The organism is Longivirga aurantiaca (assembly GCF_042660085.1).
In the GTDB taxonomy this organism is placed as follows: Bacteria; Actinomycetota; Actinomycetes; order S36-B12; family CAIYMF01; genus Longivirga; species Longivirga aurantiaca.
Map to the genome: position 1 here is coordinate 613,588 of NZ_JBHSTI010000008.1, position 17,235 is coordinate 630,822.

Here is a 17,235-nt window from a genome sequence, read left to right on the forward strand (position 1 = left end):
GAATCTGCCCCCGGTTCGGTCGTGAAGTCACGACCGAACGCCGCGGGAAGCGACGAATCCGGGGGCAGATCTCCGGAGCGTCAGGCGGCCAGCAGGCCGTCGATCTGACCCATGGCCTGGCGAAGTCCCTCCTCCATGCCCATCTCGACCATCTGCTCGAGGCTCTCGAGCGAGCTGAAGGTCGAGGTGAGCGTCATGACCACGCCGCCGCCGGCCCGGTCGACGATGTCGACCTGCATGGAGGTGACGCCCATGCCGTCGAGAGGCGTGCCGTCGTCGTCGGCGAAGCCGTCCTTCACCACGAGCAGGCGCGGTGCCTCCACCTGCACCACGTCCCAGTAGCCGCGCGGGGTGTCGCCCTCCGGCCCGGTCATGAAGTAGGTGACCCTCCCGCCCGGGCGCAGATCGTGCTCCTCCACGGTCGCGGGGTACGTCGGCGGCCCCCACCAGCGCTCGAGCTGGCGCGGGTCGGCCCAGAGCTGCCAGGCGCGCTCGGCGGTCACGTCGTACTCGCCGGTGACCGTCATGGTCAGCCGGTCGAGGTCCTTCTCGATGCTCGTCACGCTCATCGCGCCTCTCCTTGGTCGTCGGCCAGTACGTCGGACATGCGGTCGAACCGGTCCCGCCAGAGCTGCTCGTACGCGTCGAGGAGCGTGCGGGCACGGCGTACCGCCTCGGGCTCACCGGTCACGCGCTGCTCCCTGCCGTGCCTGCGTCGCGACACGAGCCCCGCCGCCTCGAGGACGGCCACGTGCTTCTGCACGGCGGTCACGCTCATGGGGTAGGCCCGGGCGAGGTTGGACACCGAGTGCTCGCCGACGAGCACGCGCCGCACGATGTCGCGGCGGGTGGAGTCGGCGAGGGCGTGGAAGAGCCGGTCGACCTCGGAGTCCAAGAGCTGATCTACAACCATAAGGTTGTAGATCATGCAGCACCTCCCCGGGAGCGTCAAGGCTGCCGCCGAGGCCTCGCGCACGACGAAGCCCCGGCCGCGGGGGCCGGGGCTTGATCGCGCGGAGTGCGTCAGCGACCGAAGAGGCGGTCGACCAGGGACTTCTTCTGCTCGGGCGGGCAGGCGCAGCGCTGCGACTTCGGGACGCCGCGCATGACCTGGTCGACGTGCTGGCCGCATCCGGCCCACGTCGCCTTGCCGCAGCGTCGGCAGCTCACCTGTCGGCACATGTCCTGGTCTCCTTCGTCGGGGTTCGCGGTAGCCATCACTATACCCCCGGGGGTATAGTGATGGCTACCACGAACCCCAGGAGGACGCCGTGACCGCAGGATCCGGGACACCGGCCGCCCAGCACGTCGTCGAGGACCAGAAGGCCGTGCTGGCCGTGGCCAACCGGCTCAAGCGCGCGCAGGGCCAGCTCGGCGGCGCGATCGCGATGCTCGAGGACGGCAGGTCCTGCCAGGACGTCGTCACGCTGCTCGCCGCCGTGAGCAAGGCTGTGGACCGGGCTGCGTTCCAGATGATCTCCACCAGCCTGCGCGAGTGCGTCGTGGCCGGCGACCAGGACTCCGAGGTCGTGGCCGAGCAGCTGCAGAAGCTGTTCCTGTCCCTGGCCTGAGATCGACCGCGCCGCAACCGATCTCAGGCGGGACGCAGGTTCACGTAGGACGTCGGGCGAGCACCACGGCGTCGAACGCGTGAGCGGGTGAGCCGGCGACCTCCACGGCTCTGGCTGCCTTGGCCGCCACCTCCACCGTCAGACCGCTGCCCTCGAGGTCGGCGACGACGTCGTCCTCCGTGAAGAGCACGGCCGGGTCCTGCGGGCCGCCCACGCCCTCGGTCAGGTTGTCCGTGTGGTGGGCGACGACGAGCAGGGCGCCGCCGGGTGCCACCGCGGCCGCTGCGGACCGGTGCGCCCGGCGCCGGTCGTCCGCCGGGATCTGCAGGTAGCAGACGACGACGAGGTCGAAGCCCTGGTCGCCGAGCGGATCGGCGACGACGTCGGCCTGGCGCACGTGCAGCCGCCCGAGGGGCTGCACGCGCTGGTCCCACAGGTGAGCCGCGCGCTGGAGGGCGACCGCCGAGAAGTCGGTGACGGTCGCCTCCCAGCCGCGGTCGGCGAGCCACAGCGCGTTGCGTCCTTCGCCGCCGGCGACGTCGAGCGCCCTGCCAGGGGGTAGGGCGGAGCAGTGCTGCTCGACGAACACGTTCGGACCGGTGGACCACACGCGGTCCACGGCGGCGTAGCGGGCGTCCCACTCTGCGGCTCGCACGTCCGACCCCTCAGTGGTGCGACGTGCGGATCATCTTGAGCATGCGCAGGGACACCGCGGCGAAGCGGAATCCCTGCACCGGCAGAGATGTGCGCTGGCGCAGCGTCTTGTCGGTGGGGGCCGGCGCCAACGTGACGGCCAGCGGCACCTCCGCCGGGGAGACGGGCTCGGTGCTCGGGTTCTCGGTCATCGTCAGCTCACTCCGGGATGAAGGACCAGCCGGGCAGGCCCTTCGCCTTGTAGATGAACATGTAGTGGAGCAGGTTCTTCATCCAGTGCCCCGCGAGCCCGATCTCACCGGTGGTGTCGTCGAGGCTGCGGCCGTAGCCGGGGAAGCGGGCGTAGTCGGGGACGACGGGGTACATCGTCATCGAGGCGGCGGTGCCCTTCGTGAACCCGGCACCGGCGCTGGCGACGCAGGCTGCGCCCATGTCGGCCATCGAGGCCGTGTGCTCGGGCCTGGTCGCCTTGCCCGTCACCATGTCGGCGATGCTCTGCGCGACAGCCTTGCCCATGAGCCCCGACGGCATGCCCGTCCGCGGCGGCGCGGGCGAGATGGCCGTGCCCTTCGGGCTCGTGCGCGGTACCGAGATCGGGTGGGGCGGGGCGAACGCGATGCCGATGCCGAAGACGTTCGCGTACTTCGGGCTCTGGTACGTGCTCGGCCAGTCCTCGGCCCTGTACTCGTCGAACTTCTTCGGCGTGTAGTCGGCGTCCACCTTGAGGAACCCGCTCGGCGCGAAGACCTCCGAGCTGATGTCGCTTCCGTCGCGCGCGAACGCCTGCAGGTCGACGCCGCGGAACGGCGGGAGCAGCATGGCGAAGTCGAAGTCGAGCACGCCGTCGACGCCGTCGAGAGTCTCGTAGTAGAGCCGGCCGTCCTCGATCCTCGTCGGGTGCGCACGGGTGATCGAGCGGACGTCGCGCTCGACGAAGAGCGACTCCGTCCAGAGCTGGCTCGTGGTGACGAAGCCCTCCTGCTTGAAGGTCAGGCCGCCGACGCCGAAGTCGCCGAGCTCGTACTCGTTGGTGAAGTAGACGATCTCGGCGAGGTCGCGCACCCCGGCGGCGCGGAGCTCGTGCTCGACGTTGAACGTGTACTCGAACGCCGCGCCCTCGCAGGTGCAGGTGCCGTGGCCGACGCCGATGACCAGGCGCTGCTTCTCGCCGCGCTTGAGCCTGGCGATCACCTCGGCGAGGGCCTTGGCGGCCTCCTCGGCGTGGCCGTAGGTGCAGACGGAGTAGGTGTGGCCGTCCGGGCCGAGGCCCGGCGTCGCGCCGAAGTTGAGCTTGGGCCCGGTGGCGTTGATGACGTAGTCGTACTCGATGCGCTCGACGTGCCCGGTCTTGCCAGGGGCGGTCCACTCGATCTCGACCTTGGGCCTGTCGGACGAGTCGTCGCCCTCGGGCCACAGCGCCACGGCCTTGGCCTGGTGGTAGGTGATGCCCTTCTTCTTGTAGACCGGTGCGAGCTTGAACGTCACGTCCTCCGCCGACATCCGGCCGACCCCGACCCAGATGTTGGACGGGATCCAGTTCCAGTTCGAGTTGGGGGAGACCACCACGACCTCGTGCTGCTTGCCCAGCAGCCGCCGCAGGTGGAGGGCTGCGGTGTGGCCGGAGATCCCGGCTCCCAGGACGACGACGCGTGCCATGTCTCGTGCTCCTCGACGCAGGTGGCGCAGGCTGCGTGCGCGGCTCTGCGCACGTCCCGGACCATACCCCCTGGGGTATGCGGTTAGGACAGCCTCAGGGATGCGCCGACCCCGTGACCTGCCGCACAACCGGTCCAGCGTCAGCGCCTGAAGACCGCACCGGAGAGGGTCGCACCCCGGTCTGGGGAACGTCGCCCGTGCAGGCCGAGCCGCTCAGGCGAGGACGAGCTGGGCGGTCTGGTACGCCGCGACCACGAGCAGGAGGACGCCGAAGGTCCGCTGCAGCGCCGCCGACGGGATCCGCGGCTGCAGCACCGCGCCGAGCACGGCGCCGACCGCCGTACCGACCGCGACGACGGCGGTGAGGCCGCCGTCGACGTGCTCGGTGCCGTGGGCGAGGAAGGCCACGGTCACGTTGACGAGGATCACCACGAGAGCGGTTGCGCTCGCGCGCCGCATGGGCATCCTGAGCGCCAGCACCAGGGCCGGGACGGCGATGAAGCCGCCGCCGACGCCGAAGAACCCGGTCACGAGGCCGACACCCGACGCAAGGAGCACGACCACGGCCCAGTTGGGGTCGGGCAGTGGCTTGTCGTCGTCCTCGGGAGAGGACTCGCTGCGTCCTCGCAGCATGCCGTACGCGGCCAGGGCGAGGAGCACCACGAAGCCGGCGAGCTGCACCCGGTCGTCCACGGCGAACGCGAGCCGCGACCCCGCGATGGCGCCCGCGGAGCCCAGCGCACCGAACATGAGCCCGATGACCCAGTCGACGCGCCCGCCGCGGGCATGGGTGGCGAGGCCGGCGGCCGCGCCGACTCCGACGACGACCAGTGAGGTCGTGGCCGCGGCGTCGAGCGACAGCCCGAGCGCCAGCAGGATCGGCACCGCGAGCACACCGCCGCCGCCTCCGAGCAGGCCCATGACGGCGCCGAGCGCGAGGCCGGCGGCGACAGGCAGCAGGAGGGGCACGGGTGGGTGACGACGCTCAGGCCACGCGGCCCGGCGCGCCCTGCGCGTCGACGACCGCACCGCCGGACGCCTGCCATGCGCCCATGCCGCCGGCGACGTTCCAGGCGTCGACCCCCAGCGCGATCAGGTGAGCGGTCGCCGACTTCGAGCGGTTGCCGCTGCGGCAGACGACGAGAACGCGCTGCCCGGGAGCAGGCGCGAACCCGCCCGACGGCAGATCGCCGAGGGGCACGTGCACGGCGGTCGGAGCGTGTCCGGCCACCCACTCGGCAGGCTCGCGGACATCGAGCAGGACTGCGCCGTCACCGACGAGGCGCAGGGCCTCCGCGGCGTCGACCGTGGGAAGGGTCTGGTTGTCCACGTCGCTCCTTAGTCGGCGTACGCCGCACCGAGAGTGGCCTGCGTGACCTGCTCGGCGGGGGTCCAGGCGCGGATCACGCGCGCGGTGGCGATGTCGGCGTCCAGGTGGACGACGGTGAGGCCTGCACGATCGAGGAGCGACGCCGCGGCCGAGGCGCGGAAGCCTGAGCCGCAGTAGACCCACACCGTCGCGTCGCGACCCGCGTGAGCTGCGGCACGGGACCAGGTCACGATCTTCTCGACGCTGCCCATGAGCTCGTGCAGGGGTACGTGCCGGGCGCCGGTCACGTGGCCCTCCTGCCACTCGGTGCGGCGCCGGGTGTCGATGACGATCAGATCGGGATCGGCGGCGAGGGCCTCGTCGAGCTCGTGGAACTCGGCCCTGCGGTACGACGTGACGTCGGACGGCGCGAGCGCCCAGTCGCCGGGCTCGCCGTCGTTGAAGGCGGCCGGGCGGTCGATCCCGATCCGGGCGAGCTCGCGCTGCATGGCGGTCACGCGCTCCGGCGTGTCGCCCAGCAGGGTCAGAGGTGTGCCCCACGGGATCAGCCACCCGAGGTAGGTGACGGCGTTGCCGTCGCCGTCGAAGGAGAGGGTGCCGCGCAGGTGGCCCTCGGCGAAGACCCGACGTGAGCGCAGGTCGACGACCCACTCGCCGGCGTCCATGCGTCGCCGCAGCTCGGCGGCTTCGGCCCGCTCGGGCAGGGACAGGTCGATCGGGCCGGGGCCCGCCTGGTTGGCCGGTCCCATGTGCGCGTAGTACGCCGGGTAGGCGTCGAGGCCCGCGATCAGCTCGGCGACGAACTCGTCCTCGTCGACCGTGCAGGCCGGGTTGGCCACGGCCTGCTGGCCGATGGTCGACTCGAGCCCGACGGTCGCGCTGGCGCTGCAGAACGAGCCGAAGCCGTGGGTCGGGAACACGGCGGCGTCGGGCTCGACCTCGGTCGTCAGGCGTCGGACGCTGCGCCACTGCGCGTGCGCGAGTTCGTGCGTGTGGTCCGGGCCGATGAGGTCGGGACGTCCGACGCTGCCGAACAGCAGCGAGCCGCCGGTGAACGCCGCGGCGTCCTTGCCGTCGACCGCGACGACGTACGAGAGGTGCTGCGGGGTGTGCCCAGGAGTGTGCACTGTGCGCCAGGCCATCCGCCCGCTCGTGAAGGTCTCACCGTCGCCGAGCTGGGTCGCGTCGTAGTCGAGCGCATAGCCCGTGGGGACGACGTACACGGCGCCGAGCTGTCGGGCGAGGACGAGTCCGCCCGACACGTAGTCGTTGTGGATGTGGGTCTCCACGACATGCGTCACGGTGAGCCCGTGCTCGGCGAGCACCGCCTCGACCCGGTCGAGGTCGCGCTGCGGGTCGACGACGACGGCGAGGCCGTCGAGGTGGACCACGTACGAGCGGTCACCGAGGTTCGGCGTCTCGATGACGACGACGTCGGGCAGGGCGGGCGCCGGGTGCATGAGGTCTCGTCTCGTCTCGTGGGGCAGGGAGGGTCAGCGGCAGGTGCAGCGGCGGTCGGTCGACACGTCGGCCATGACGAGATCGACGTGCATGCCGCAGCCGGACCAGGTGACCTTGCCGCAGCGGGAGCAGGTGGCGGGGCTGCACATGGGGGTTCCTCCACGAGGTGTCGGGGCGCGAGGAGCGCCGGTGATGGCTCGAGAGTATACCCCCGGGGGTATCCGATCAAGTCGGGTCCGGGCCGCCCCGGGTGGGCTCGGGGTGGGGCTCATCGGAGCAGGTACCGGTCGACGAAGGCGTTCCCGAAGACGCCCCCGGGGTCGAGCCGGGCACGCAGGTCCTCGAACTCGCGACGGCGCGGGTAGAGCGAGCGGACGACGTCGGGGTCGGTCGTGAAGACCTTCCCCCAGTGCGGCCGGGCGTCGTACGGCGCGAGCCCGCGCTCGACTGCGAGGACGGCGGGTGCGACGGCCTCGGCGTCGTCGACCCAGGTGAAGTGGATGCAGACCGTGTCGCGTCCCTGGCACGGGCTGAGCCACAGGTCGTCGCCCGCCACGGTGCGGACCTCGCTGATCTGGAGCACCGGCGCGACCAGGTGGGCGACGCGCTGCACGGCTTCAAGTGCCTCGCGCGCAACGGATCTCGGCACCATGTACTCGGTCTGCAGCTCCGCGCCGGCGCTCGGCGTGAACTCGAGCCGGAAGTGCGGGAGCCGTTCGAACCACGGGCCCGGGACTCCGCCCTGCTCGGTGCACGCGTCAGCCGCCACGCCGGGCACCGGGTGGCGCGGCGCGTCGGCCGGACGCGACCCGGTCCACCCGAGGTCGGCAGGGTCGCCCCCGGCTCGTCGCTTCACCCAGACCTGCTCGAACCCGTGCCCGGTCCAGGTGGTGAAGAGGCTCACGCTGTACGCCGCACCCATGACGTCGTCGAAGCGCTCGACGGCAGTGCCGAAGGGCAGCCCCTCCCACACCGTCTGCTCCACGTCGTACGACGGCTCGAGGTCGAGGGTCATCGACGTGACGATGCCGAGCGCACCGAGGGCCACCACGCTGCCGTCGAAGTCTGCGTCGCCCCGCTGGAGGGTGTGCAGCGAGCCGTCGGCGGTGACGAGGTCGAGCGACCTGACGGCGGTGGCGAGGCAGCCGAGGCCGCTGCCCGACCCGTGCGTGCCGGTGGACGCCGAGCCCGCGACGGAGATGTGCGGCAGCGACCCCATGTTGTGCAGCGCGAGCCCGTGCGCGTCGACCAGCGGGGCGAGCTCGCCCCAGCGGGTGCCCGCGCTCACCCGTGCCGTGGACGCGACGGCGTCGACCTCGAGCACCCGCGGGAGCGAGTCGAGGAGCACGAGGGTGCCGTCCGTGTCGGCGACCGGGGAGAACGAGTGCCCGGTGCCCAGGGCACGAACGCGCGCGGTGGAGGCGACGACGTCCCGCAGCTCGTCGACGGACCGCGGCCGCACGGCGCGCTCCGGCGCGAACGTGACGTTGCGCGCCCAGTTCTGCAGCGGCGCGTCGTACGTCGGTGTCGTCACCGCTCGAGCCTAGGCGCGGTGGGGGTCAGGGGGCGGAGGTTCCGTCGCGGCCGTAGTCGTCGGCGAGTCGGACGACGTCGTGCTGCCACCCCACGCCGGCCGTCGAGGCCTCGACGAGCACCACATCGGTCACCGCGGTGATGCGGTGCACGACCGTCGCCGGCACGTGCACCGTGTCGCCCGCGATCATCGTGGTGCGCTCCAGCATTCCTGCGGACGGGCCGGCCTCGAACACCATCTCTCCGCTGATGACGCTGATGGTCTCGTCCTTGCGGTGGTGCAGCTGGAGGCTGAGCGAGCGTCCGGCCAGCACGTGGATGAGCTTGCCCGCGTAGCCGTTGCTGCCGTCGGCGAAGAGGGTCTCGTGGCCCCAGGGCTTGTCCTGCCGGGCGGCCTCGAGGTGCTCGGCGTCGGGGGCGTCGGGCAGCACGGGCGGGGAGAGGAACGGGTTGTTGCTCGGCCTGAGGCCGTTGGGCATGGTCATGAGTGGTCCTCGTCGGTCGTGGGCGGTGCGGGGGAGGTCGCGAGCTCGGCGAGCAGCGGGTCGAGGTCGACCACGGCGAAGCGGGTGGCGGAGTCGCTGCTGCCGTAGGGCAGCACGAGGTGGCGACCGTGCAGCAGGGCGCCGCACGAGTAGACGACGTTCGGAACATAGCCGTCGCGCTCGTCGTCGTCCGGGGTGAGCAGCGGCTGGGCGAGGCAGCCGAGGACCACCGTGGGGTCGTCGAGGTCGAGCAGGATCGCACCGATGCCGTACCGCCGCATCGGGCCGACGCCGTGGGTCAGGACGAGCCAGCCCGCCTCGGTCTCGATCGGCGGCCCGCAGTTGCCGAGCTGGACGATCTCCCACGGCTCGCGGGGAGTCTGCACGAGCACCGGCTCGTCCCAGTGCTGCAGGTCGTCGGACGTCGTGACGCCGTTGCTCTCACGGTCGGCGCGCGACATCGCGACGTACCGCCCGGCGATCTTCCTCGGGAAGAGCGCGAGCCCCTTGTTCCGCGAGCCGGGGCCGGAGAGGCGCGTGATCGTGAAGGTGCGGAAGTCGCGCGTACGGATCATCTGCGTCGAGATGCGGTCGCCGTCGTACGCCGTGTAGGTGCCGACGTAGTCCGCCTCGCCGTCAGCGTCAGCGTCAGCCAGGCGGATGAGGCGCACGTCCTCCATGCCCTGGGTCTCGGAGGGACCGCGCGGCATCAGCACGCGCTCCTGGACATGGGACGACGGCGGGAACTCCACCGTGTACGAGCAGCCCGCGATCCACTCGAACCGGTCGATGGTCCTCCTCGCAGCGCCGCGCGTGAGCCGCTGGTCGCGCAGGTTCTGGAGGGCGACGTCGAGCTCGTCCCGGCTGAACTCCTCGGGCAGGGCATCGAGGACGAAGTCCGAGTTGGTGCGGTCGCCCCACATGTCGACGAGCTGGTTCTCGAAGGCACTGCGCACGTAGCTGGTGGGCCGGGCGTTGGCGAGCACCGCGACCGTAGGAGGCGGGTCGAGCGTGATCTGGCCCGATGCCGACACGGTGCCGGTGCGCAGCTCGATGCTCGAGATGTGCCCCTCGCCGACGGCGCGGACGGTCATCACGAAGCGGACCGAGCCGATCGGCAGCCCGGTCTGGTCCGGGTGCAGCGCCATGGACGGGTTGAACAGGGCCGCGCCCTCGACCGAGTACTCCTGGGTGAAGTAGGCGCCGATGAGTCGTCGGCGCGCGAGGGAGGGAGGCTCGTGGTCGGTGACCCGGTGCTCGAGGAGGGAGAAGTGCGACTCCCAGGTCGACAGCAGGCCGCGATGCCGCGTGCTGAAGGAGTCGTAGACGGCGCTCAGCTCCTCGTCCACCTCCTCGTCGGTGAGGGCGAGCGCACGATGGATGACGGCCTCGGAGCGGGACACCCCGAGTGCGGCCATCTCCTGCCCGGGCAGGAACAGCCGTGCGACGACCCGTGACGGGTCGGGACGCAGCACGCTCTCCGTCCGTCTCACCCAGGTGCTGGTGGTCGCGATCGTCACGAGACGCCTGCCAGCGAGTCGAGCTGGGACAGCTGCACCGTCGCGAGCCAGGCGAGGGTCGACTCGGCGCCCTGGTTCTGGTTGACCGAACCGTCCTCGAGGCCGTCGTAGCCGCCGCCCGTGGCCTCGTCGCGCACAGGGATCCCGCAGTCGTTGTCGCCCTCGAACCAGCGGGCGCACATCTCGACGGCGCTGGTCCAGCGGCGGTCGCCCGTGAGCTCGTACGCCGTCCGCGCGGCCTCGGCGAGCGCGGCCACCTCGATGGGCTGCTGGTCGAAGCCCGGTCGTCGGTCGCCGGATGCCCGGCCGTGCGCCGGCACCATCGAGAGGTGGCCCAGGTGCGTCTGCTCCTCGACGAGCCAGGTGAGCAGCCGGAGCCCGTCCGCCTCGAGGTCGTGCGCCTCGAGGTGCCGACCGATGGCCAGCATGGCCTGGGGCAGGACGGCGTTGGCGTACGTCAGGCGCTCGTACGGCCACGGCCAGGTGACGTCGACCAGCGCAGGTCGCAGCAGGCGTCGGGCGTCGAGCATGATCCGGCGGCACTGCAGGTCGTCGGGTGCCACGGTGAGCAGCTGCGCCGCACCGAGCGCGGCGTAGGCCATCGACCGCGGGTGCGGCGAGCGTGCGCCCATGGCGGTCGCCGCCGCGATGCGTGCAGCACCGGCGAGCAACGTGTCGTCGAGGTGCGCGGCCGCGGTGCCGAGCGCGTGCAGCGCGCGGCCCCAGTGGTCGTCGGTCGACGCGTCGTCGCCCCAGGTGCCGTCGGGGTTGCGACGGTTGTGCATCGCGCCGTCGTCGTGGAGGGCCGCCTCGAGGAAGGCGAGGTAGGTGCGCGTCATGGTGCGCACCTCGTCGGTGGGCTTCTCGATGCGGGCGACGACCACGAGGGCCCGGGCGACGTCGTCGACGCACATGCCGTGCTCGGTGCGCGGCTCGGTGCCGAGCGCGTGCTCCCAGAGGCCGGTGCGCGTGGTCAGGTGGGCGAGGTGCCCGAGCTGGAGGGTGCGGGGCATCAGACTGCCGACCTCAGCTGGGCGCCGAGGGCGATCGCGCCATGGCTCGCGAGGTCGCGCTCGGCGAGATCCACCCGGCCGTGCCCGAGCAGGGTCCGTCCGAGCTCGATGTACCGCTGGGAGACAGCAGGCCACAGCAGCGAGGCTGCGAGCCCCCGCGCCTCCCGTGCCATGTGGTCGCGGACCCCGGGGACCGTGATCACGCGACGCAACGCGTCGGAGATCGCAGCGGGGTCGCGCTGCGGCACGAGGATCCCGGCGCCGCCGGACAGCAGCTCGACCGCGTGGGGGAACGACGTGGAGATCACGGGCTTGCCGGCAGCGACAGCCTCGGTGAGCACGCCCGACGTGACCTGCTCCGCCGAGTCGTAGGGCAGCAGGACGACGTCCGCCTCGCTGACCGCGCGCCGCAGGTCCGGCCCGGAGAGGTAGCGGCTGTCGAAGTCCACGTGACCCTCGAGGCCGAGGTGGCGCGTCATCGACAGCAGCCGCTCGCGGTAGGCCTCGCCGTCGCGCTCGAGCACCTTGGGGTGGGTGCGCCCGAGCACCCGGTAGCGCGGCAGCTCGGTGGTCTCCCGGAGCTCGGCCAGTGCCAGGAGGGCCCATTCGATGCCCTTGCCCTCGGACAGCAGGCCCCAGGTGAGCACGGTCGGACGCACGGGGACGGCGGCCAGCGGGGACGGGTGGTCGCTGCGGTTGTCCTCGGCGCCGTGCGGGATCACGGTGACCGTGGCCGGGTCGACGCCCCAGCCGGCGACCAGGCGGTCGCGCGCCGTCTCGGTCATGGTGACGAGGGCTGCCGACCGGTCGACCAGCGAGGCCAGCACCCGGTGCTGGTTCGGGGTCGGGTGCGTCAGGACGGTGTGGAGCACCGTGATCACGGGGACGGAGAGGCGCTGGACGACGTCGAGCACGTCCTCGCCGTCCGGGCCGGCGAAGATGCCGTACTCGTGCTGCACGACGGCCACGTCGAAGTCGTCGAGCACGAGAGCCGCGTCGATCTCGGCACCGCGGCGACCGCGGACCCACTGGTGCACGACGGGGAGCACCTGCACCTCAGGCGCGTCGACGAGCCGGACGACGCCGACGTGCGCGCCGGAGCGGTGGAGGTGGCGGACCAGCGACTCCGCGAACGTCGCGATACCGCACTGCGTCGGAGGGTAGGTGGACAGGAAACCGAACCTGAGGCCCATGGCCGTCTGCTTTCGAGATACCGATCTGTGCAGCCGATGTGCTGCCGTGCACGGAGGGAGGATCGACATCCCAGGGCGCTCGACCAAGCGGTCGCGCCGAAGGCCGCGGCATCATCGCTGCGGCGCTACCCCTTCACAGTAGCACCGATCCCAGGTGCTGATTTCCCTTGTAGATTCAGGTCAAACCGGAGGTCATGGTGAGGATCGCCCTAATCGCTTCCATCGCTCACTCGGTGCCGCCGCGGTCCTACGGGCCGTGGGAGCAGGTGGCCTCGACCCTCGCGGAGGGCCTCGTCGAACGAGGGCACGACGTCACGCTGTTCGCGACCGCGGACTCGACGACGGCCGCGCGGCTGCACTCCGAGGCCCCGGCGGGCTACGAGGAGGACGCCTCCGTCGACGCGAAGGTGTACGAGGCCCTGCACATCGCGGCGGCGTTCGAGCGGGCCGACGAGTTCGACGTGATCAGCAACCAGTTCGACTTCCTGCCGCTCGCCTTCAGCAGGCTCGTCCGCACACCGGTGGTGACGACGATCCACGGCTTCTCGTCCGAGCGGATCGTGCCTGTCTACCGGGCGTACGACGACGTGGCGCACTACGTCTCGATCAGCGACTCCGACCGTCATCCCGACCTGCACTACGCGTCGACGATCCACCATGGCATCGACCTCGCGTCGTTCACCGCCGGCGCCGGTGACGGCGGCTACCTGCTCTTCCTCGGGCGCATCCATCCCGACAAGGGCACGGCCGTCGCGATCGAGGTGGCGCGACTCGCCGGGCTGCCGCTCGTGATCGCCGGTGTGGTGCACGACGACGACTACTTCCGTTCCTTGGTGCTGCCGCACGTCGACGGCGCCGCGGTGTCGTACGTCGGCCCCGTGGGGCCGGCCGAACGCGACCGGCTGCTCGGCGGGGCTGCCGCGCTGCTGCACCTCATCGACTTCGACGAGCCCTTCGGGCTGTCGGTGGTGGAGTCGCTCGCCGCCGGGACGCCGGTCGTGGCGTTTGGCCGGGGCTCGATGCCCGAGCTGATCCGTGACGGCGTGACGGGCTTCCTCGTCGCCTCGGTCGACGACGCCGTCGACGCCGTTGCACGACTCGGCTCCATCGACCGCGCATCCTGCAGATCCGATGCGGCGCAGCGGTTCTCGGCGGGTCGGATGGTCGCCGACTACGAGAGGCTCTTCGCGGCCGTGGCCGCCGGGGGGATCAGCCCGCTGCACCTGCCTGCGGCGTGAGCCCGAGGGCGAGGGTCAGCTCGAGCACGGTGCGCGGGTCGTCGAGCGCGTCGCCGTACAGCTCGCGCACCTGACCCATCCGGTAGCGGACGGTCTGCGCGTGGACGAACAGGTCTGCGGCGACGTCGTCGCGCCTGCCCTGGTGCAGGAGCCACGAGCGCAGAGTCTCCGCGAGTCGCTCCCGCGATGACGCGCGCACGCCGGCCAGGGGTGCGAGCACGCGAGTCCTGAGGTCGGCGAGCGCCTCGGCGTCGGCACCGAGCACGATCTCGGCGAGGTGCTCGTCGGTGTCGACCACGCCCCGGATCGTCGTGATCTCGCGGGTGCGCCGGACGCGTGCGTACGAGGCCGCGACCTCGAGCCACGGCCGCGCCGGCCCGACGACGGCGTCGCGCCCGGCGAGCATGCGCAGCAGGCGGGTGCGTCGACGGCCGCCGAGGTCGGGCACGAGCAGCAGCACGAGGTCGTCGTCGTCGCTCACGCCTGGAAGGTCCTGGCGGGCGAGCACGCTGCCGGCGGGGAGCGCGGGAACGAGGGCGTGAACCTGCCCCTCGGGCAGCAGCACCGCGGTGAGGGTGGCGGGGGGCTGCCATCCGGCGCGGGCGGCCGCGGACATGACGGTGCCCTCGTCGGCCCCTGCGAGCAGCAGCTGGGCGAGGCGCTCGAGGTAGCGCTCGCGCACCCGGCCGCTGGTGGCGAGCTCGTCGGTGTGCCCCGCCACGCTCGACGCCGACAGCTCGTCGATGTAGGCGAAGACGAGCTCGGCGAAGCGCGCCATCGTGCCCGCGGGCATGCCGGCGCCGGCCGCCGCGGCCGACATCTCGCGCCAGGCGACGCGCGCGCCGATGCGGTACGCCGCCTGCAGCGCGTCCATCGACCGCCCGCTGCGCGCCTCGCCGCGGCCGAGGTCGTACGCCGCCTCGAGGGCCGGCGTCAGCGGTGTGCCCGGGTCGGAGCCCGCGGTGCGTGTCGCGAGCTTGAGGAAGCCGCCGAGCGCGACCTGCACCGCGCCCGTGATGGTGGCGCCCAGGTCGCCGGTGAAGGCGCCGGCGTACGACGGCACCTCGGCGGTCACCGCGGCCACCGTGGCGGCGGCGACGTCCGGGAGCCGCTCGCGCAGCGTCGCGGCCACCGCGGGCTCGAGGGCGAGGTGCTCCGAGGTGGCACGTGCGGTGGCGCCGTCCATCTTTGTCCTCACCGAACAATCTAGGGGGGTGGTTTCACGCCCGACGGACAAGAGTTTAGACCCTCCGGTGAATCACCCTGGTCTCATGGCAGTTGCTCCCACCACACCGCCTCTCACCACACCGGCGCCGACGACCCCGCGGACCCGGGGCCTTCGTGAGCGCCTCGTCGACCTGGCCGGGCTGGTCACCACGCCGCTCGTCCCGTCCGACTACCTCGACCGTGTCGTCCCGCTCCGCGCGGGCACGGCGCTGCGCGGCCGCATCGTCGGCCTGCACCCCGAGACCCGCGACGCCGTCACGGTCGTCATCCGACCCGGTCGCGACTGGCTCGGGCACACGCCCGGGCAGTACGTGCGCCTCGGCGTCGACGTCGACGGCGTGCGCCAGTGGCGCACCTACTCCCTCAGCTCGGACGCCGCGCGCGCCGACGGCTGCATCGCGATCACGGTGAAGGCCGTGGACGGTGGAGTCGTGAGCGGCTACCTCGTGCACCGGGCGCGGGTCGGCACCGTCGTGCAGCTCGACCAGGCGGCCGGCGACTTCGTGCTGCCTCCCGTGCGGCCCACCAAGGTGCTGTTCCTGACCGCCGGCTCCGGCATCACCCCTGTCATGGGCATGCTGCGCTCGACGCAGCTGACCGACGTCGTCGTGGTGCACTCCGCGCGCACGGCGTCCGACGCGATCTTCGGCGCCGAGCTGCGGGTGCTGGCCGACGGCGGGGTGATCCGGCTCGTCGAGCGGCACACGTCCGACGACGGCCGCCTCGACGTCACCGAGCTGGAGCGGCTGGTGCCCGACCTCGCGCAGCGGCGCACCTGGGCCTGCGGCCCGGGCGAGCTGCTCGACGCGGTCGAGGCGCACTACGCGTCACTCGGCCTCTCGGACCGGCTGCGCACCGAGCGGTTCCGCCCGGTCGTCGTGGCTCGCACGGAGTCGGGGTCGAGCGCGGTCACCTTCAGCCGCACCGGCACCGTCGTCGAGGCGTCGACGTCCACCTCGCTGCTCGACGCCGGAGAGGAGGCGGGCGTGCTCATGCCCTCCGGGTGCCGCATGGGCATCTGCTTCGGCTGCGTCGTGCCGCTCCGCGAGGGCGTGGTGCGCGACCTGCGCGACGGCGCCGTGACCACCGCAGCACCCGGCGACGGCGTGCTCATCCAGACCTGCGTGTCGGCGGCTGCCGGCGCCTGCGACATCGACCTCTAGGAGGCCGGAATGACCACGATCCAGAACAAGGCGCAGAGCCCCATCGCGCACCTGACCGACGACGACATCACCGCGATCGGCGTCGAGCTCGACGCGATCCGCGAGCAGGTGCTCGCGTCGCGCGGCGAGCGCGACGCTGCGTACATCCGTCGCGTCATCGACGTCCAGCGCGCGCTCGAGCTCAGCGGCCGCGGCATGCTGCTCTTCTCGCTCCTCCCGCCGGCCTGGGTCGTCGGGACGACGGCGCTGTCGATCGCGAAGATCCTCGAGAACATGGAGATCGGGCACAACGTCCTGCACGGCCAGTGGGACTGGATGCGCGACCCGAAGATCCACTCGACCACCTGGGAGTGGGACAACGCGACGCCCGCGACGATGTGGAAGCACTCGCACAACGAGCTGCACCACACGTACACGAACGTGCTCGGCCGCGACAACGACCTCGGGTACGGGATCATGCGCGTCGACGAGGACCAGCGCTGGAAGCCGGGCTACATCGCCCAGCCCGTTTGGAACTTCGTCAACATGTGCTTCTTCCAGTACGGCATCGCGGCGTACGACCTCGAGGTGGGCAAGTACCTCGCGGGCCGCAAGGACAAGGACCAGTTCTGGGCCGAGGCCCGCGTGGTGCTCGCCAAGATCCGCTCCCAGGCGACGCGCGACTACGTCGTGCACCCGCTGCTGTCGGGCCCGTCGTTCGTGCCCACGCTCGCGGCCAACGCCACCGCCAACTTCGTGCGCAACGTGTGGACGCACTCGGTCATCATGTGCGGCCACTTCCCCGAGGGAGTCGAGACCTTCTCGAAGACCTCGATCGAGGGCGAGAGCCGCGGCGAGTGGTACCTGCGCCAGATGCTGGGCTCGGCCAACATCTCGGGCGGCAAGCTGCTGCACATCATGAGCGGCAACCTGTCGTTCCAGATCGAGCACCACCTGTTCCCCGACCTGCCGAGCAACCGCTACCAGGAGATCGCACCCCAGGTGGAGGCGCTCTTCGAGCGCTACGGCCTCACCTACACCAGCGGCCCGATGGTGAAGCAGGTCGCGTCCGCGTGGACGAAGGTCGTGCGGCTCTCGCTGCCGAACCACTTGCTGCGCAAGGCGTCCCAGGGCGTCGCCGCGGCGACGTCGCTGCCGCGCAAGGTCGTCGCCGCCGTGCTGCCCGACGTCGCGACGAGCGCCGCGGCCTGA

Annotated in this window: 19 protein-coding genes; 4 read left to right on the forward strand and 15 right to left on the reverse strand. The window is 71.8% G+C overall.

All coding sequences use genetic code 11. The features are described from left to right. Positions 1–80 precede the first annotated feature (80 nt). The 3 genes from ACFQGU_RS06860 to ACFQGU_RS06870 all read right to left on the reverse strand — a co-directional run bounded on the left by ACFQGU_RS06860 (position 81) and on the right by ACFQGU_RS06870 (position 1,182). Positions 81–569: an SRPBCC family protein gene (locus ACFQGU_RS06860; protein ID WP_386765029.1), complete on the reverse strand. Its 489-nt coding sequence runs from the start codon at positions 567–569 to the stop codon at positions 81–83. Then, positions 566–913: an ArsR/SmtB family transcription factor gene (locus tag ACFQGU_RS06865; protein WP_386768186.1), complete on the reverse strand. Its 348-nt coding sequence runs from the start codon at positions 911–913 to the stop codon at positions 566–568. The genes ACFQGU_RS06860 and ACFQGU_RS06865 overlap by 4 nt, the downstream gene beginning before the upstream one ends. A 110-nt stretch (positions 914–1,023) precedes the next feature. Then, positions 1,024–1,182 (reverse strand): hypothetical protein, encoded by a 159-nt coding sequence (locus ACFQGU_RS06870; protein ID WP_386765031.1) that lies wholly within the window; start codon positions 1,180–1,182, stop codon positions 1,024–1,026. An 89-nt stretch (positions 1,183–1,271) separates the two neighbouring features. On the opposite strand from ACFQGU_RS06870, the gene ACFQGU_RS06875 reads away from it, so the two are divergent. After that, positions 1,272–1,571 carry a metal-sensitive transcriptional regulator gene (locus ACFQGU_RS06875; protein ID WP_386765033.1) on the forward strand — a complete coding sequence of 100 codons (300 nt, stop codon included), beginning with the start codon at positions 1,272–1,274 and terminating at the stop codon, positions 1,569–1,571. A gap of 40 nt (positions 1,572–1,611) precedes the next feature. Here ACFQGU_RS06875 and ACFQGU_RS06880 read toward each other — a convergent pair whose 3' ends face one another. The 11 genes from ACFQGU_RS06880 to ACFQGU_RS06930 form a co-directional block, all read right to left on the reverse strand. After that, on the reverse strand, positions 1,612–2,226 hold the full coding sequence (locus ACFQGU_RS06880; protein ID WP_386765035.1) for a class I SAM-dependent methyltransferase: 615 nt from the start codon (positions 2,224–2,226) through the stop codon (positions 1,612–1,614). 10 nt (positions 2,227–2,236) lie between these two features. Then, positions 2,237–2,416, reverse strand: coding sequence for a hypothetical protein (locus tag ACFQGU_RS06885; RefSeq protein WP_386765037.1), 180 nt, complete (start codon positions 2,414–2,416; stop codon positions 2,237–2,239). A 7-nt stretch (positions 2,417–2,423) separates the two neighbouring features. Further along, on the reverse strand, positions 2,424–3,881 hold the full coding sequence (locus tag ACFQGU_RS06890) for an NAD(P)/FAD-dependent oxidoreductase (RefSeq protein ID WP_386765039.1): 1,458 nt from the start codon (positions 3,879–3,881) through the stop codon (positions 2,424–2,426). 213 nt (positions 3,882–4,094) lie between these two features. Next, positions 4,095–4,850 (reverse strand): sulfite exporter TauE/SafE family protein, encoded by a 756-nt coding sequence (locus ACFQGU_RS06895; RefSeq protein WP_386765041.1) that lies wholly within the window; start codon positions 4,848–4,850, stop codon positions 4,095–4,097. Between the two features lie 16 nt (positions 4,851–4,866). Beyond that, positions 4,867–5,211 (reverse strand): rhodanese-like domain-containing protein, encoded by a 345-nt coding sequence (locus tag ACFQGU_RS06900; RefSeq protein ID WP_386765043.1) that lies wholly within the window; start codon positions 5,209–5,211, stop codon positions 4,867–4,869. 8 nt (positions 5,212–5,219) lie between these two features. After that, complete coding sequence (locus ACFQGU_RS06905) at positions 5,220–6,671, reverse strand: MBL fold metallo-hydrolase (RefSeq protein WP_386765045.1); 1,452 nt, start codon at positions 6,669–6,671, stop codon at positions 5,220–5,222. 269 nt (positions 6,672–6,940) lie between these two features. Further along, entirely contained in the window at positions 6,941–8,206 is a 1,266-nt protein-coding gene (locus ACFQGU_RS06910; protein WP_386765047.1) for an FAD-binding protein, read from the reverse strand. A 25-nt stretch (positions 8,207–8,231) separates the two neighbouring features. Further along, positions 8,232–8,690, reverse strand: coding sequence for a cupin domain-containing protein (locus ACFQGU_RS06915; RefSeq protein WP_386765049.1), 459 nt, complete (start codon positions 8,688–8,690; stop codon positions 8,232–8,234). Further along, complete coding sequence (locus ACFQGU_RS06920; RefSeq protein ID WP_386765051.1) at positions 8,687–10,210, reverse strand: glycoside hydrolase family 130 protein; 1,524 nt, start codon at positions 10,208–10,210, stop codon at positions 8,687–8,689. The genes ACFQGU_RS06915 and ACFQGU_RS06920 overlap by 4 nt, the downstream gene beginning before the upstream one ends. Next, on the reverse strand, positions 10,207–11,223 hold the full coding sequence (locus ACFQGU_RS06925; protein WP_386765053.1) for a glycosyltransferase: 1,017 nt from the start codon (positions 11,221–11,223) through the stop codon (positions 10,207–10,209). The genes ACFQGU_RS06920 and ACFQGU_RS06925 overlap by 4 nt, the downstream gene beginning before the upstream one ends. After that, complete coding sequence (locus tag ACFQGU_RS06930; RefSeq protein WP_386765055.1) at positions 11,223–12,416, reverse strand: glycosyltransferase; 1,194 nt, start codon at positions 12,414–12,416, stop codon at positions 11,223–11,225. The genes ACFQGU_RS06925 and ACFQGU_RS06930 overlap by 1 nt, the downstream gene beginning before the upstream one ends. Before the next feature lie 233 nt (positions 12,417–12,649). On the opposite strand from ACFQGU_RS06930, the gene ACFQGU_RS06935 reads away from it, so the two are divergent. After that, positions 12,650–13,654 (forward strand): glycosyltransferase family 4 protein, encoded by a 1,005-nt coding sequence (locus ACFQGU_RS06935; protein WP_386765057.1) that lies wholly within the window; start codon positions 12,650–12,652, stop codon positions 13,652–13,654. Here ACFQGU_RS06935 and ACFQGU_RS06940 read toward each other — a convergent pair. After that, the gene (locus tag ACFQGU_RS06940) at positions 13,626–14,840 is read right to left on the reverse strand and encodes a PucR family transcriptional regulator (protein ID WP_386768187.1); all 1,215 of its coding nucleotides are present in this window, start codon (positions 14,838–14,840) and stop codon (positions 13,626–13,628) included. The genes ACFQGU_RS06935 and ACFQGU_RS06940 overlap by 29 nt on opposite strands. 85 nt (positions 14,841–14,925) lie before the next feature. Between ACFQGU_RS06940 and ACFQGU_RS06945 the strand changes: the two genes are divergently transcribed. Then, positions 14,926–16,044 carry a ferredoxin reductase gene (locus tag ACFQGU_RS06945; RefSeq protein ID WP_386765059.1) on the forward strand — a complete coding sequence of 373 codons (1,119 nt, stop codon included), beginning with the start codon at positions 14,926–14,928 and terminating at the stop codon, positions 16,042–16,044. A 9-nt stretch (positions 16,045–16,053) separates the two neighbouring features. Further along, positions 16,054–17,235, forward strand: a complete 1,182-nt coding sequence (locus ACFQGU_RS06950; protein WP_386765061.1) for a fatty acid desaturase family protein — start codon at positions 16,054–16,056, stop codon at positions 17,233–17,235.

Excerpts from the sequence above, each read along its gene's own strand:
- ACFQGU_RS06860 (WP_386765029.1), bottom strand. The coding sequence starts at position 569 with ATGAGCGTGACGAGCATCGAGAAGGACCTCGACCGGCTGACCATGACG.
- ACFQGU_RS06905 (WP_386765045.1), bottom strand. The coding sequence starts at position 6,671 with ATGCACCCGGCGCCCGCCCTGCCCGACGTCGTCGTCATCGAGACGCCG.
- ACFQGU_RS06950 (WP_386765061.1), top strand. The coding sequence starts at position 16,054 with ATGACCACGATCCAGAACAAGGCGCAGAGCCCCATCGCGCACCTGACC.
- ACFQGU_RS06930 (WP_386765055.1), bottom strand. The coding sequence starts at position 12,416 with ATGGGCCTCAGGTTCGGTTTCCTGTCCACCTACCCTCCGACGCAGTGC.
- ACFQGU_RS06925 (WP_386765053.1), bottom strand. The coding sequence starts at position 11,223 with ATGCCCCGCACCCTCCAGCTCGGGCACCTCGCCCACCTGACCACGCGC.
- ACFQGU_RS06865 (WP_386768186.1), bottom strand. The coding sequence starts at position 913 with ATGGTTGTAGATCAGCTCTTGGACTCCGAGGTCGACCGGCTCTTCCAC.
- ACFQGU_RS06940 (WP_386768187.1), bottom strand. The coding sequence starts at position 14,840 with ATGGACGGCGCCACCGCACGTGCCACCTCGGAGCACCTCGCCCTCGAG.
- ACFQGU_RS06890 (WP_386765039.1), bottom strand. The coding sequence starts at position 3,881 with ATGGCACGCGTCGTCGTCCTGGGAGCCGGGATCTCCGGCCACACCGCA.
- ACFQGU_RS06915 (WP_386765049.1), bottom strand. The coding sequence starts at position 8,690 with ATGACCATGCCCAACGGCCTCAGGCCGAGCAACAACCCGTTCCTCTCC.
- ACFQGU_RS06945 (WP_386765059.1), top strand. The coding sequence starts at position 14,926 with ATGGCAGTTGCTCCCACCACACCGCCTCTCACCACACCGGCGCCGACG.
- ACFQGU_RS06885 (WP_386765037.1), bottom strand. The coding sequence starts at position 2,416 with ATGACCGAGAACCCGAGCACCGAGCCCGTCTCCCCGGCGGAGGTGCCG.
- ACFQGU_RS06870 (WP_386765031.1), bottom strand. The coding sequence starts at position 1,182 with ATGTGCCGACAGGTGAGCTGCCGACGCTGCGGCAAGGCGACGTGGGCC.